This window comes from Saccharothrix sp. NPDC042600, from assembly GCF_040647305.1.
GTDB classification, from domain to species: Bacteria; Actinomycetota; Actinomycetes; order Mycobacteriales; family Pseudonocardiaceae; genus Actinosynnema; species Actinosynnema mutabilis.
Genome location: NZ_JBEZBW010000038.1, coordinates 24,189 through 38,687, shown reverse-complemented (window position 1 = coordinate 38,687; position 14,499 = coordinate 24,189). Strand labels below are relative to the sequence as shown.

Sequence of the window (14,499 nt, the reverse complement as noted above, 5' to 3'; positions counted from 1 at the left end):
TTCATCGCCGACCACCACGCCGATCCCTGCGCGTGGTTCCGCCACCATCCGCCACGATGGTCAGAGCACGAACCACGGTGTGCGCCGTGAACAGCGCGGGCAGCCCGAGCACGGTCGCGACCAGCGGAGTGTTGTGGGCAGCGTGCGTGATGACGACCCACTGAACTCCGACGATCACACTGCCCACCACGAGTACCCGACCGATGAGCGACATGGCTCGGGCACCAGCTCGCGCTGCGTCGGCGGCAGCCCTGGCCTTGCGGACACTCGCCCGCCAGACCATGAACACCCCGAGCACAACCCCGAGGGCTGCGAGCAACATCGTCGGTGTCACGGTGAACACAGCGGCTTCCATCACCGGTCACCGCCTTCCGTCTCGTCGCGTCGGGCGAGCCAGACCGGGTAGACCGCGCGGCGGTCGTCGTCGTTCAGCGCGCCCCACACGCCCAAGCCGTCCGCACCGGACGTCCGGAACTCCAGTTCCAAGCAGGCGTCCCGCACCGGGCACTTGGCGCAGACCTGCGCGGCCAACTCGCGGTCAGCCACCGCGTCACCCGTGAAGTTCGGTTCCTGTCCAGCGGACCGTTCCGCCATGCAGGCACCGTCGCGGGTCACCAACTCCCACAGCACGTCATCCGGCACCGGGGCGAACCGGTCCAGCCTCGACGCGATGCCCTCGAAGTACTCGTCGGGGTTCACGGGCTCGTTCACCACGCACCCCCGACGAGTCGGTTCAGGCCGCGAACGCTGCGCTCGTCGGCCGGAACACCCGCGTCCACGACACCGCCCGTCTCGGCGGCCTCCTCGATCAGCTTGTGGAGCGCGGCGGACGGGATGGCGTAGCGGGTCCGGACGCGGATCGCCGGGAACCCGTCTTCCCGAAGTGCCCGGTACAGCGTGGACGGATCGACGCGAAGCAACCGGGCAGCCTCGCGGACCGTGTAGAACGCCGGCCGCCCGGCGTCAGGCATGGGTGTACCCATCGTGGAAAGCCCTTGGCTTTGATTCGCCAAAATAGGCGGGATTACACGCCTATTTCAGCGGTCGCGATTGCGTGAGAGGTCGAATCAGTGGGCACGGCACACCAATCGCCGCGCAATATCAGCGGTTCGCGCTAATCTCGACCGCGAGGCGGAGCGCGGAGGAATACGTGGCAGAGGATTGGTCTGCGGTCGGCAAGGCCATCAAGGCGCGGTCGCGCGAGCTTGGCTTGCGACAGCGAGAGCTTGCCGAACGGTCGAAGATCTCCCAGGCCATCGTCCGCGAACTGGAGAACCACACCGTCGAACGCCGGCGCAGCCGCCGCACGCTCGAAGCGCTGTCGGTCGCCCTGGAGTGGCACCCTGGGCACCTGTCGGCTGTGCTGCGTGGAGACACGCCGTTGCGGCCCGGGGAGACCGGGAACCCCACCGACGAGATCCTGTCGCGCCTGGAGAGCATCCAGGACCACTTGCAGGACATCACCGAGCGGCTCGACACGATGAGCAGCCGCCTGGAGGCCGTAGCCGCCCGCACCGACGAGCAACCCCGGTAGGGCCGCTGTGGTCGGGGGGACGCACAGCACCGGGGCCGTGATCGTCGCGCCGTTTCGCTTTCCGCTCATGCCTACAAGAAACGGCATTTGCGCACCGATCCACAGATGGCGCAGGTTAATCCGCGGTTCGTTAACCCGAGATAACTCCGCTGGTAAACCCGGTTATTCGGACGGTGCGCATTGACCACCCCGACCAAGCTTCAGGCGGTCCGAAAGCTGCTCGGGTACTCCGCCGACGCAGTGATGACCATGCTCATCAAGCGTGCGGACATGCTCGGCGAACCGATCATGACGCGAACCAGTCTCAAGACGAAGCTGTCGCGGTGGGAGAACGGGCATGAGCCGGTCAGCAGCCCCACTTACCGGAGGCTGTTCCGCGACATCTACGGGCGCACGAACGAAGAACTAGGGTTCCCGCCCGAGGTTGAAGACGATGAGGCGAGCGAACTCCGCTTGCGTCTCGCCTCGGCAAGCCAGGTAGACAGCGCCACCGTTGAGATCTTCCGCAGACAGGTTGATCACGCTCGGCACGTCGACCGCAGATTCGGTGGGATCACTCTCCTCGACCAGCTCCGCAGCCAGATCGAACAAGTCGGCAACCTTCTCCAGTACGGCACCGGTCGCGGGCACCGTGAGGGACTGGCGAGCGTTCTGGTCGAGGCATCCACGCTGGCGGGTTGGGAATCACTCGACCGGAACGCGATCAACCAGGCGTGGGTGCACTACCAGCGCGCGAAGGCCGCCGCTCGCGAGGCAGGTTCGGTGGGGCTGTTGGCACACGCGACGGCTGAGCAGGCCTTCGTGTTGATCGACGTCGGAGAGACCGCGTCCGCGCTTGACCAGCTCGCGGAGGCTCGCGCGCTCGCTGACGACGTTGCAACGCCGCTGCTACGGGCATGGCTCGCTGCGGCGCACGGAGAGGGCTACGCCGCCGCCGGCCAGCGGGACAACGCCGTCCAAGCCTTCGACGAGGCGGACGCACTCCTACCGGCCGACCCGGTGGACCCGCTCTTGCCGTTCGTGTTTCTCGGCGGCAGCCATCTCGCCCGCTGGCGCGGCAACGCACTCGCCCGACTCGGCGACCCGGAAGCGGTCGATCACCTGACGCGCGCTCTACCGCGCCTGCCGCCTGAATTCATCCGCGCGCGAGTCGGCATGTTGGTCGATCTCGCGTTCGCGCACGCTGCCGCCGGCGAACGGGACGCTGCACAATCGTACGCGCGCGAAGCGAAACGGCTTGGTCAACAGATCAGGTCCGACCGTCATTTGCGCCGACTCGCCCAGCTCACGTTTCCAGCCAGCAAGTCACGTACGGCGTGAATTCAGGTAGTAGAGCAATGACACGAGCGTGCCCGAACCCAACAATTGCTGCCGCTGCGCCAACTCGTTGACCTTGCTGAGCGGAACCCACTCGACGCGGCCGGCTTCTTCGGTGTCGGTTGGCTCGCCGATCAACTCGGCGTCACGCCACAAATACACGTCAACCTGCGCCGTGACCTGACCGGGAAGCGGTTCGAAGCTGACCAGATGCTCTGGCTCGCCAATCGGTTTCCAGCCGCTCTCTTCGGCGGCCTCTCGCGCGGCCGTTGCGGCGGCGTCCTCACCGTCATCAACCATGCCGCCGAGAAGTTCGTACCCCCATTGGTCGGTGGGGAAGCGGTAGCGCCAGAGCATGAGCACTTCGTCCCGGTCGTTTACGACCAGAGCTATTGCGATTCTAGCCAAGTGGACAACGTGGTACTCCCAGCGCTCGCCGTTGGGTGCCTCGACGTCGGCGAGCCCGACCTTGACCCACCGGTTGTCGTAGACCAACCGCTCGCCGAACTTCTTCCACGCGCCGCGCTCTTCGTCGCTCACGCCCCCGAGCCTACGAGACACGCACGGCTGCGCCGAGAGTGGCTGCCGTATCGTGATCCACATCTGTAGGTTGTGGCCTCAAACCACCTACGGAACACAAACTCACGCGCCATCTTCGTGCCGTGGTCAAGATCCTTGCATGGAGAAGAACCTTCGAACATGGCCCTTGGCCGCATCTCCTCGATGCACTCCGGCTTGAAGGGCTGCTCGCAACCACGTCAACCCTTTACGGGCGTCGACATCGTAGCCGTGGGCGAATCGCTCTAGCTCACCGACCTTCACAAGCACCAACCCGGCTTGGTCCAGTCGCTCCAAGAGCTTATTCGCACGACCGGATACTGCTTGCGGGAACGCGAGCGTTCCGACCGTCTTCAAGGCATTCCAAGGACTACCCTCTACCCGCGTCAAGGAATTCAGTTCATCTCTAAGTGAGGAATCCCAAAGTGCTTCAGGAAAGTCTTCGCACTGCTTCTTCAGGAAGGCTTCTATACTGCGCGCGACGTGTTCCAAAGTCGGCGTCTGGCGAGAAACACGGAACGGCGCTGTACACGCAATGTAGTCTTCCTGAAAATCAGCCCATTCACGACCAAGTGCTTTCAGCAAGCGCTTCATCTTAGTCGTGTCGTCGAGCATATCGAGGTCCGGACTCGCAATTACCGGAACCTTAAGACGGGCAAGCGCCTCAACTACGGGCGCTAGCCCATCCTTTCCGTTTGTCGGGACGAACAAGACTTCACTCGGGGTGATAGGCAAGGGCATTTCCTCGTGGGCCGCATCGAGTGCCGCAGCGTAGAATGTGCAATCACGTTCGTTCTCCGCCACAACAACACGACTATGAAACAAGCCGTCAAGAACGTGGCTATACTTCAGGACCGGATCTGACCAAATCGTACGAATCTGATCAGGTTCAAGCCGATGCGAACTCGACGTGTTGCCATCACGGGTCAACCTTATGACTGCAAGTGATGCATTGCTCTGCAGCAGGCCAATGAGTATGTTGCGATCATGGGTAGCCAGAATCACCTGCACTCTGTTGTCCCGCGAAAGCTCACCAAGTATTCTACCCAGTTTCACCGCTTGGGGTGGATGAAGGAAAGCCTCAGGCTCGTCGACGATAATGACAGGATATGTGGCAGTCACAAGAGGTAGGAGTAGGCCCATTAGAGCCCGCATCCCATCACCTTGAGCATCAACAGGGCTGAGTCTATCCAACTCGTCTCGCACGGCTGCTGCGTTGTCGTGATAAGTGAGCAACTTAAGCCCAGGTGGCTCGTCACCTACACGAAGGGTAGTAGTTGTTCCCAGTTTGTCGAGCGTGAGGTGGAGGCCAAATATGTCAAAGAACAAAGAGTCGAGCTTCCTGCGAAGACGGTCGTCGTCCTCAAGGTAGTGAATAGGCGAAGTTGGATGGTCACCCGGCCGACTGCGGTGGCTGACGTTGAAGGGCTGCCCCAGCCGACTACCAACGTCGGCGTAGCTCACGAGAAAAGGGGCCAAATTTGGAATCGCGCCATTCACTATGCGTGGCCAGGCGCTTTGAATATCTTCCGCGCCGAGTGCATTCGTCCCCGGACGGGCATACAATTCGCGAGGGTTGGGGTCATTCTTATGAGGCCTTTGGAGTACCGCATTTGCGCGTATCCAGTTGAAAAGGTCCTCATGAGTTCCCGAAACCTCAAGCTCCAACCCTTGGCAGATTGCCAGATCACCTGGAGGTGGAAAATTCGCCGGCTCGGACTGAAGTCGGCTGCCGAGCTGGCGCAGAAGAGTGCTCTTGCCAGTGTTGTTGCCGCCGACGATAGCGGTGACTCCGACTTCAGGAAGTACGTGCCGTGAGCCATCGATGAGCGTTATGCTCTTGATCTTAATGCCTGGAAGAGGTGCTGCCTCCTGCGTGCCATCGCTTTCAGTCATGCACAGACCTTAGTCCACGACGACGTTTGTCGGGTGTCGAACTGGCTGCGTGTTGCAAACGCTAGGATGGCGGAGCGGATGAGCGCATATGAGCGTCCGTCGTATCAAGTGCGGGATGAGCGCGACTCCGTGGGTTGACTGGCGTAAGGCACAGCTTTGCGGCCTTCGCGGCGACGGTTGTCGAGACCGACGACATCCGCTAGTGGTTCGGTTTGAGACATCACCGTATCGATCACAACCGCACGCTTCCCGCGGCTAACGGCAACGAGCCCGGCCGAACGGAGTTCTCCAATGGCTCGCTGGGCGGTCCCGAAAGACACACCATAGCGTTCGGCCAACCGGGCAACCTGAGGGAGGTAGTCTCCGGCCTGCAAAGCGCCACATGCGATAGCGCCCTTTAGGTCAGCGGCGATCTTCAGGTATGGGCTTTCTAGGTTGACGGCGGGCATTTGCGGCACCACCTTCGCCGCATTAAGGTCGATCGGCGGGATGGGCATGGACGACGCCAAGACCTGCACCGCGCGCTGATCGGCGTCTAGCCGGAAACCGCTGTAGTACTTCAGCGTCGTCACTCCGCCACCGCTGTGTCCTACTCGGCCAGCAACGGTTCGAAGGTCAACTCCATGAGAGATTAGTTCAGTGATGTTGTAGTGGCGCATCTCGTGGATATGCATATCCCAGCCAAGGCGCGCACAAAGGCGCTCGAACCGCTGACTCACTGTATCCGGCTTACGGTAAGTAGAGCCGTCCGGGCTTGCTGTGAAGATGAAGGCATCGTCGGGCATATCGTGCAACCCGGCCCGTTCTGCGCAATACGAGCGGTACCAGATTAGGAGTTGAACAGTCATGTCATCCAGCGACAGTTTGCGCTCTTGGTGAGTCTTGACGTCCTTCTCCCAAGTCCGCGACCCTCGCTGACGAATGTTGCGCTTTACGTGCAACAGTTTGGAGTCTGGGTCGAAGTCCCGCCAGCGGAAAGCGCACGTCTCGCCGCGCCGGGAGCCCGCAATTGTCTTGGTCCAGATGAACATTCCCCAGTCGAGGTCGTACCACGACTCCATCAGAATTGCGGCGGCCTGCGTCGGGGTAGGCGCTTGAGGGTTGGGCTTTGGCGCGGGCTGGGACTCTGCCTTGTCGAACGGGTTGCTACCGACCCACTCCCAGCGGAAAGCGCGCTTGCCCGCTCCCTTAAGGATGGACTGAATCTTGCGGATAGACGCATCGGACAGGCCGCTACACGTGTGCTCGCGGCACCGGTGGTCACATTCGTGCGGGCGGGTGGTCCGGCACTTCTTGAACCGCTTGCCGTCGCAGTGGTCACGGCAACGGCGAAGTTCCCGATAGAAGGAGTCTTGAAGCTCACCGGTCACCTTGGCGAGCGGCTTGGAGCCGATCAGAGGCCGGATGTGCTTAGCCGCCAGGGACCGGTAATCGTTCTTCGTCTGTTCCTCGACGTCCAACTCGTCGAAGTGGCGATCAAGTAGTTGGTTCACCGTCGCCTTGGTGCGCGGGCTGCGTCGCTCGTCGACTTGGGCGAGGAAGCGGGTGCGGATCTTCTCCGCCTGCCTCGCGGCCTTCGGCCCCGCCGGGACCGTCTCGGTGAGGTACACCCGCTTGCCCGTGAGGGGGTCGAGGCCGGAGTACACGCGGACCCTCAGCGCTCCGCTCGGAAGCGTCTCGATCTCGCCGCGTTGGGTGCGTGAGTCCGCCGACTTGGTCGCCATGGAGACGACGATAACCCCGGATGGCTCCACGACTAGCTCCACGGAGGAGCCGTCCCGGAGCCATCCGGGGTGTCTCACCTGCGAGCCGCCTGTCGGAATCGAACCGACGACCTGCTCATTACGAGTGAGCCGCTCTGGCCGACTGAGCTAAGGCGGCGAGACGCGACAACTATAGCCCAGCCATGGACCGTCACCCACCAGGGGGTGCGGTCGTTAGCCCGTACGTGACGCCGCTCACGCGCGCGCCGCAGTCGACGTCGCCGTCGTGGGAGGTACCGCACCGATGCGCCTGATGGCCCTGCCCGCCGCCGCCGTGCTGGTCGCGCTGTGCGCCGCCCCCGCGTTCGCCCAGCCCACGACGACCCCGGTGCCCGGTCCGCGCGACCCGAACCAGCCGCCCGCGTCGGCCGGTCCGCCGATCACCGCGCACGCGGTCGGGGACGCCGGCACGGGGCTCGCGGTGGTGCGGTTGGCGCCGGAGTCCGTGCCGACGAGCACGATCCTTCCCGGGTTCAGCGAGCAGCTGCCCAAGCAGTCCGCGGCGGAGGTCGGGGTGGGGCTGGCCAGCGCCCAGGCCAACACCGAGGCGTTCCTGACCTACGAGCGGGCCGTCGCGCAGGCCTCCCCGCTCGGGTTCGCCGTCCAGGGCCGCGCGCCGCAGACGCCCGGCACGCTCGTCCAGACCGCCTCCCCGGACAACGCCGCGCCCGCCACCGGCGGCCTCACCCCGCCACCGACCCCGCTGGACGCCCTGCTCAAGGTCGGCCTCCTCAACGGCAGCGCCCACGCCCGCTGGCACGACGAGCTGGGCCCGTGCGTGTCGCCGCTGGCCGACGCCCGGACGTCCGTCGCGAGCCTGTCGGTGCTCAACGCCATCCCGACGTTGCCCGGCTCGACCGACCTGACCGGCATGCTCACCGGCGACACGCCCAAGCTCGACGCGGCCGGCAAGCAGGCGCTGATCGACGGCCTCAAGGGGCTCGGCGCTCCCCTCAGCCAGCTCGGCGGCCTGCTGTCCGGCTCGCCCGACACCGGCGCGACCGGCTCCCTGCTCAGCCTGCCCGACACGCTCAGCGCCCGCTCCACCGTCGAGCTGGTGGACCTGCCGGGCAGCGCGAACAAGGCCGTGAAGTCCACGTCAACCCTCCAGGCGGCGAGCGTCCGGCTGCTCGCGGGCACGCCGATGGAGATCCGCATCGACGTCGTCAGCCGGCCGACGCTGACCGCCCTGTCCACCGGCGACGCGGCCACGTCCGGGGTCACCTACACCGCTCCCGTGCTCCGGGTCTCGCAGGGCGGCAAGGAACTTGGCGTCCTGGACGCCGCGAACCCGAAGCTCGACGTGCCGATCGGCCTGCCGCTCACCGGCGACCTGCCCGTCGTCGGCGCGCTGGGCGAACGCAAGCTCGACATCGGTGTGCTGCGGTTGCAGATCGCGCAGCTCAACGAGAAGTCGATGGTGCTCGACGGTCCGCTCCAGCAAGGCGGCCCCGTGATCAAGGGGTTCATGCTCGGGGCCACCGCGCGGCTGCTCGACCTCCAGCTGTTGCCGACCGACGCCCTCGGGCTGCCGAACCTGCCGTCGGCGTTGGCACAGGTGTCCCTGGGTGAGCAGATCGTCCGCGCGGCGGCCCCGAACGGCGGGGTGGTGTGCGCGCCGGCCCAGACGCCGCCCGGCGGCGGGCAGGCCGCCCCGCCCAAGAACCAGGGAGGCCACCCGCTGGCCTACACGAACGCCGCCTACAAGACGATCCCCATCTTCTGGACCGGGACCGCCCTGCTCCTGATCGGCGTGGTAGTCGTGGCAGCGATCCCGACCAACCGCCCGCGACTCCGGCGGGCCACCCCATCGAGTGACATGCCGGATTCGGAACCGAACGACGACTCCCGCGTCCCGTGAATGAGGAGGGGACGGGGCGGGGGCGGCGGGGCGGCCCTCACAAGCCGATCGCCCGACCGACCTCGACCGGCTTGAGCACCCGCAACAGGGCCTCGACGAGGTAGTAGTCGCCGTAGGGCAGCGACACCTCGACGCCGATCTCGGCCGGCCGGTGCCGCGTCCCCCGCGCCAGCACGGCCTCGTGCCGGCTCGACGCGGTGGTCAGGCACGTCCGGCACAACGCGTCGAGGATCCGCAGCGCCGACTCGCGGTACCGCGGCCGGTCGGACGCGCGCGCCAGGTCCAGCAGCCCGCACGCCATGATCGCGCCCGCCGAGGCGTCCTTGACGTCGTTCGGCGCGAGCGGCGACCGGTAGTCCCACACCGGCACGTGGTCCGGCGTCAGCGCGCCCAGGGCGAAGTCCGCCATGCGGCACGCGGTGTCGAGGAACTCGGGGTCGCCGGTGCGGCGGAACATCGTCGTGAACCCGTACAGCCCCCACGACTGCCCGCGCGCCCACGCCGACGTCGGGCTGTAGCCCTGCACCGTGCCGGGGCCGAGGGGCGCGCCGGTGGCGGGGTCGAAGTCGAACACGTGCGGGGTGGAACCGTCGGGGCGCAGGAAGCGCCGGCGGGTGGTCCTGGCGTGGGCGACGGCGGTGTCGAGGTACTTCGGGTCGCCGGTCTCCCGGGTCGCGAACGCCAGGAGGTCCAGGTTCATCATCGTGTCGATGATCGCGCGGCCGGCGTTGCCCGGGGTGCCGAGCGCGCCCCACGCGCGGATGAAGCGGCCCGCGGGGTTGAAGCGGGCGATCAGGCCGTCGGCGGCCTTGATCGCGCCGGCGCGCCACTTCGCCTCGCCGGTGAGCCGCCACGCCGTCACCCAGGAGGGGTAGAAGAGGAAGCCCAGGTCGTGGTCGCGGGGGTGGTCCTTGCGGGGAGCCAGCCGCTCGGCCGACGCGATGGCCAGGTCGCGGAACAGGGGGTCGCCGGTGTCCACGTGCGCCAGCCACAGCAGGCCCGGCCAGAAGCCGCCGACCCAGCCGCCGTCGTCGACGTAGGTCCAGCGCTCGAACCTGGTCTCCTCCGGGAACGACGTCACGCGCGGCGCGACGGAGCGGAGCTTGGCCACGGCGTGGTCGAGGGCCGCGCGGAAGCGGGCTTCCCGCGCCCCTGACGCCGGAGGAGCCCCAGCGGGGACGGCGGAGGGAGCCGGGCCGCCGGAAGCGGGGGCGGCTGCGGCGGGAGTGGCCAGGGCGGGAGTGGCCAGGGCGGGAGTGGCCAGGGCGGGGGCGGCCAGGGCGGGGGCGGCTGCGGCGGGAGTGGCCAGGGCGGGGGCGGCCTGGGCGGGGGCCGAGGTGAGCAGGGTTCGGCGGGTCAGGTTCACGGCACCATCCATCCGGGCGTCGAGGGTGAGTCGAGGCCCGTCGCGGCGGCGAACGACGAGTGACGCCATCGTGGCAGCGCGTGACCGCCACGCGGAAGGTCCGCGACTGGTTCCGGTCGCGCGCGAGTACCGGGAAAGGTGGGGAACGGCTGGTCAGCCGCGGTGCAGGGTGGTGAGCATGGCTTCCACCGCGATGCGCGGCTTCACGTTCATCTCCAGCGCCTCCCGGCACGCCAGCACGGCCTCCAAGCGCCGCAACGTCGACTCGCGGGACCACGTCCGCGCCGCCTCGCGGGCGTCCTCGGCCCGGTCCGGGTGGTTCAGCACGGCCCGCGCGCCGGTCGCCGTCACGAGCACGTCCCGGTAGAACGCGGCCAGGTCCACCAGCGCCTGGTCCAGGGAGTCGCGCTGGGTCCGGGTCGCGCGGGACTTCTGGCGCTTCTCCAGGTCCTTCAACGCACCCTTGGCACCGCGCGTCGCCGCCGCCGTGCCCTTCCCCGTGCCGCCGGCGCCCATCGCGGTCTCCAGGGCGTGCCGCTCGGCCTCGTCGCGCGCCTCGTTCGCGGTCAGCGCGTCCGCCTCGGCGGCCTGCACCAGGCTGTCCGCGCAGGTGAAGATGTCCGCCGGCCGCCGCAGGCCGAGCGGGATGCGCAGCACGGACTCCCGGCGCGCCCGCACGGCCTCGTCCGACGCCAGCCGCCGCGCGCGGTCGACGTGGCCGCCGGAGACCGACGCCGCCCACGCCGCCTGGTCGGCCGGCACGCCCTCCTCGCGCAGCGCCTCGGCGATCGCGTCCAGCCGGGGCGTGCCCAACGACACGATGCGGCACCGCGACCGGATGGTCACCGACACGTCGTCGGGGTGGTCGGACGGCGCGCACAGCAGGAACACGGTCCGGTCCGGCGGTTCCTCCACCGCCTTGAGCAGCGCGTTCGCCGCGCCCTCGGTCAGCCGGTCGGCGTCGGCGATGATCACGACCTGCCACCGCCCGGACGTGGGCCGCCGCGCGGACACCTGCACCAGCGACCGCATCTCGGCCACGGAGATCGACAGCCCCTCGGGCGCGACCACGCGGACGTCGGCGTGCGTGCCCGCCAGGGTCGTGTGGCACCCGGAGCACTCGCCGCAGCCCGGCCGGTCGCCCACCACCGTGCACTGGAGGGCGGCGGCGAACGCGCGGGCGGTCACCGAGCGGCCCGAGCCGGGCGGACCGGTGAACAGCCAGGCGTGGGTCATGGCGCCGGGCGCGGGCGTGCCACCGGCGACGATGGACGCGGCGGCCTCCGCGGCGGCGCTCAGGACGGCGACCGCGTCGGGCTGGCCGACGACCTCGCTCCACACACCCTTCACGGCGAGAAAACCTACCCAGCCCTCACGACGACTCGACCACCGGCCGCGCGGACGACCGGGTCACCAGCGGCACCACCACGGCGCTCACCCGGGCGGCCACCTCCTCGGCGGACCCGTCCGCGTCCACCACCACGTACCGCTCGGGGTCGGCGGACGCCATCTCGGTCAGCAGCCGCTGCACCCGCCAGTGGTCCTCGACCAGGCCCTTCCCCGGCGGCGCGGTCGGGGTGCGGTCCAGCAGCACGGTCACGTCCGGCCGCAGCCGCCCGGTGGCCCAGTCGACCAGGCCCTCCAGTTCGCTGGGCTCGACGCTGCCGACCGCGCTGAAGTGGGCGAGCGGGCTGTCCACGTACCGCTCCATCACGACCACCGCGCCCTCGTCCAGCGCGGGCCGCACCTCGCGTTCCACGACGTCGGCGCGCACGGCAGCGGCGACCAGGGCGTGCGCCCGGACCCCGGCGAGGTCGGCGGTGGACAGCAGGTTGCGCAGCCGCTGCTCGTCCAGGTCCGGGTCGGAGGCCAGCAGCACCTGGCGGCCCTCGGCGCGCAGCGCGTCGGCGAGCAGCCGGGCTTGGGCGGCGGTGTCCGCGCGCCGCTCCCCCTCGACGGCGATGAGCAGCCCGCCGGTCCGCCGGCGCCGGCCGCGCAGGGCCGCGAGCAGGTCGGACAGGATCGGCTCGGCGCGCCGGTCGTCCATCTGCCGGTAGGCGATGAGCCCGAGCAGGATCGCGATCAGGGCCGCGCCGAAGAGCACCGGGCGGGTGGCGTCGACCTGCATGGGGTGGCCGAACACGGTCACCGTGCGCCGCTGGATCAGGCTGACCAGCAGCGGCGCGGTGCCCGAGGCGGCGAACAGCACGACCTTGAGCAGGGACTGGATCAGCGCGACGGTCCGGCCGCGCATCGCGTCCTCGACCTTGGAGCCGACGATCGTCAGACCGGTCAGGAACGCCATGCCGGCGCAGCCGCCGACCAGGGCGACGGCGATCAGCGCGACCCACAGGTGCGGCGCGATGGCGACCACGAGCAGGCTCGTGCCGGCCAGCACGATGGTGACGCCGAACAGCCGGTCGTAGGTCATCCGGCGGGCGGCGCGCGGCGCGACCGCCATGCCGACCGCGAGACCGGCGAACACCGCCACGAACAGCAGGCCGAACGTCGAGTCGCCGCCGAGCAGCGAGTTGGCGTAGAGCTTGGCCGTGCCGATCACCGCGCCGGCCGCCGCGAACGCGCCGATCATGCCGATGACCAGGCCGCGGACCAGCGGGGTGCGGCCGGCGAAGCGCAGCCCGTCGCGCAGCATGGCGAAGAAGCCCTCGCGCTCGCCCTTGACCGGCTTGGCGCGGGTGATGCGGCCGGACAGCTCCGGGATGCGCACCGCGACCAGGATCGCCGAGGTCACGTAGAGCGCGCCGTTGACCATGACGGCGATGGTGGCGATGCGGAACTCGATGTCGGTGTTCTGCAGGTGCAGGTAGCCGGGGATGCCGGAGATCAGCGAGTACAGGCCCGCGCCGCTGATGACCGAGATGCCGTAGGTCATGACCAGGCCGAGCTGGTTCGCGGTCTCCACCTGGTCGGGGCGGCGCAGCAGGTTCGGCACGGCCGAGTCCTTGGCCGGGATCCACAGCATCGCGCAGCAGCCGACCAGGAAGTTCGCGATGAACAGCCACCAGGCGGTGCCGACGAGCGCGATGGAGATGAACAGGCCGCCGCGCAGCAGGTCGCAGACGACCATGATCTTGCGCCGGTCGAACCGGTCCGCCAGGACGCCGCCGAGCGGGGCGAACAGGATGCCCGGCAGGAGCTGGGTGAGGACCACCAGGCTGAGCGCGAAGCTCTCCCACTGGTAGCTCTGGGTCAGCCGCGAGACCAGACCGGTCAACGCGAGAAGTGACAGCCAGTCACCAACACTGCACAGATAGGTGACACCCCACAGCCTGCGGAACGGCCGGATCGCCAACACACTGCGAATCCGGTGGCTCATTGACGCCGCTGTGCCGCCGCCGTCCTGGATGGTGCTCACCCCCGCCGTTCGTGCAGGCAATCAGGGTAGCCGGGGCTGTCTGGTCACATGACCACATCCACCATTCGGGTGGTTGATCGGTCACGAGAACAGTCTGACCACTGCCTCGATGATCGCACGCACGACCGGGAAGAGCAGCCCGCCGAGCACCGCGAGGACCACCAGGCACCCGACCCGGCCGGCGGTCTGGTTCTGCGGTTTCTGCGCAGGTCGTGGCGCTCGCTGCGGGAGCGCCGCGTGGGGCGGGACGGCGAGGGCGGGCGCGTTCTGGACCGGTTGGCGGGCCACCGGGTACGCGTAGGGCGAGGGCGGCGGCGCTTGTGGGGTGTTCCACCCCTGCGGCACCGGCTGCACCGGCCGAGCCGCCTGCGCGGAACGCCCGGAGGGCGCGAGCGGAGCGGACTGCGCGGGCCAACCGGGCTGCGCCGACCGAGCCGGCTGCACGGGCCAACCCGACTGCGCCGACCGAGCCGGCTGCACGGGCCAACCCGACTGCGCCGACCGCGCCGGCTGCGCGGACCGACCGGGTTGCGCCGAGCCGCGGGACTGCGTGGGCCGGCCGGACGTGCGGCGTGCGGTCGGGCGGCGTTCCCCGGCACCCGCCGGCGCGTCGGATTGTCGGTACCCGGTGGGATCATGGAGACGGGGGCCGGAGGCCGCCCCCGACACCGGACCGCCCACCGCGGACGTGCTCGAACCGGCCGCGGCCGGTGGTAGGTGTTCGCCGGTCACCAGGCCCGCGAGCGGGTCCGGGAAGAAGCGGGGCGGCGGTGGGGCCTGCGTGCCGTCCGGGCCGAAGTCGTCCGGGCCGAAGGTGTCCACCGCCGC

13 protein-coding genes and 1 tRNA gene are annotated in these 14,499 nt (G+C 68.5%); 3 read left to right on the top strand and 11 right to left on the bottom strand.

The genetic code is table 11. From position 1 onward, the window contains the following. Position 1: 1 nt before the first annotated feature. Genes AB0A74_RS22585 through AB0A74_RS22575 form a run of 3 tightly spaced genes read right to left on the bottom strand, consistent with a single transcriptional unit; the run spans position 2 to position 971 of the window. Positions 2–355 carry a hypothetical protein gene (locus tag AB0A74_RS22585; RefSeq protein ID WP_358252206.1) on the bottom strand — a complete coding sequence of 118 codons (354 nt, stop codon included), beginning with the start codon at positions 353–355 and terminating at the stop codon, positions 2–4. Continuing rightward, a complete protein-coding gene (locus tag AB0A74_RS22580; protein ID WP_358252204.1) occupies positions 355–711 on the bottom strand; it encodes a WhiB family transcriptional regulator in 357 nt (118 codons plus the stop codon). Before AB0A74_RS22580 ends, AB0A74_RS22585 begins: the two co-directional genes overlap by 1 nt. Next, a complete protein-coding gene (locus AB0A74_RS22575) occupies positions 708–971 on the bottom strand; it encodes a helix-turn-helix domain-containing protein (RefSeq protein ID WP_358252202.1) in 264 nt (87 codons plus the stop codon). The genes AB0A74_RS22580 and AB0A74_RS22575 overlap by 4 nt, the downstream gene beginning before the upstream one ends. Positions 972–1,150: 179 nt before the next feature. Between AB0A74_RS22575 and AB0A74_RS22570 the strand changes: the two genes are divergently transcribed. Beyond that, complete coding sequence (locus tag AB0A74_RS22570; protein ID WP_358252201.1) at positions 1,151–1,534, top strand: XRE family transcriptional regulator; 384 nt, start codon at positions 1,151–1,153, stop codon at positions 1,532–1,534. A gap of 243 nt (positions 1,535–1,777) precedes the next feature. Then, entirely contained in the window at positions 1,778–2,854 is a 1,077-nt protein-coding gene (locus AB0A74_RS22565) for a tetratricopeptide repeat protein (RefSeq protein WP_358252252.1), read from the top strand. On the opposite strand, the gene AB0A74_RS22560 is transcribed toward AB0A74_RS22565, so the two are convergent. From AB0A74_RS22560 to AB0A74_RS22545, 4 genes are all read right to left on the bottom strand, one after another. After that, the gene (locus tag AB0A74_RS22560) at positions 2,840–3,391 is read right to left on the bottom strand and encodes an NUDIX domain-containing protein (protein ID WP_358252199.1); all 552 of its coding nucleotides are present in this window, start codon (positions 3,389–3,391) and stop codon (positions 2,840–2,842) included. The genes AB0A74_RS22565 and AB0A74_RS22560 overlap by 15 nt on opposite strands. A gap of 126 nt (positions 3,392–3,517) precedes the next feature. Beyond that, complete coding sequence (locus tag AB0A74_RS22555; protein WP_358252197.1) at positions 3,518–5,305, bottom strand: ATP-binding protein; 1,788 nt, start codon at positions 5,303–5,305, stop codon at positions 3,518–3,520. A 104-nt stretch (positions 5,306–5,409) separates the two neighbouring features. Continuing rightward, positions 5,410–7,029 carry a tyrosine-type recombinase/integrase gene (locus AB0A74_RS22550; protein ID WP_358252195.1) on the bottom strand — a complete coding sequence of 540 codons (1,620 nt, stop codon included), beginning with the start codon at positions 7,027–7,029 and terminating at the stop codon, positions 5,410–5,412. 83 nt (positions 7,030–7,112) lie between these two features. Continuing rightward, positions 7,113–7,186 (bottom strand) — tRNA-Thr (locus AB0A74_RS22545). A gap of 126 nt (positions 7,187–7,312) precedes the next feature. Between AB0A74_RS22545 and AB0A74_RS22540 the strand changes: the two genes are divergently transcribed. Next, complete coding sequence (locus tag AB0A74_RS22540; RefSeq protein ID WP_358252193.1) at positions 7,313–8,929, top strand: hypothetical protein; 1,617 nt, start codon at positions 7,313–7,315, stop codon at positions 8,927–8,929. Between the two features lie 37 nt (positions 8,930–8,966). Here AB0A74_RS22540 and AB0A74_RS22535 read toward each other — a convergent pair whose 3' ends face one another. From AB0A74_RS22535 to AB0A74_RS22520, 4 genes are all read right to left on the bottom strand, one after another. After that, on the bottom strand, positions 8,967–10,307 hold the full coding sequence (locus AB0A74_RS22535) for a glycoside hydrolase family 88 protein (protein ID WP_358252191.1): 1,341 nt from the start codon (positions 10,305–10,307) through the stop codon (positions 8,967–8,969). 141 nt (positions 10,308–10,448) lie between these two features. Then, the gene (locus tag AB0A74_RS22530) at positions 10,449–11,645 is read right to left on the bottom strand and encodes a DNA polymerase III subunit delta' (RefSeq protein ID WP_358252189.1); all 1,197 of its coding nucleotides are present in this window, start codon (positions 11,643–11,645) and stop codon (positions 10,449–10,451) included. Between the two features lie 22 nt (positions 11,646–11,667). Then, on the bottom strand, positions 11,668–13,632 hold the full coding sequence (locus AB0A74_RS22525) for an MFS transporter (RefSeq protein WP_358252187.1): 1,965 nt from the start codon (positions 13,630–13,632) through the stop codon (positions 11,668–11,670). Positions 13,633–13,752: 120 nt separating this feature from the next. Next, a complete protein-coding gene (locus AB0A74_RS22520; protein WP_358252186.1) occupies positions 13,753–14,493 on the bottom strand; it encodes a hypothetical protein in 741 nt (246 codons plus the stop codon). Positions 14,494–14,499: the final 6 nt, after the last annotated feature.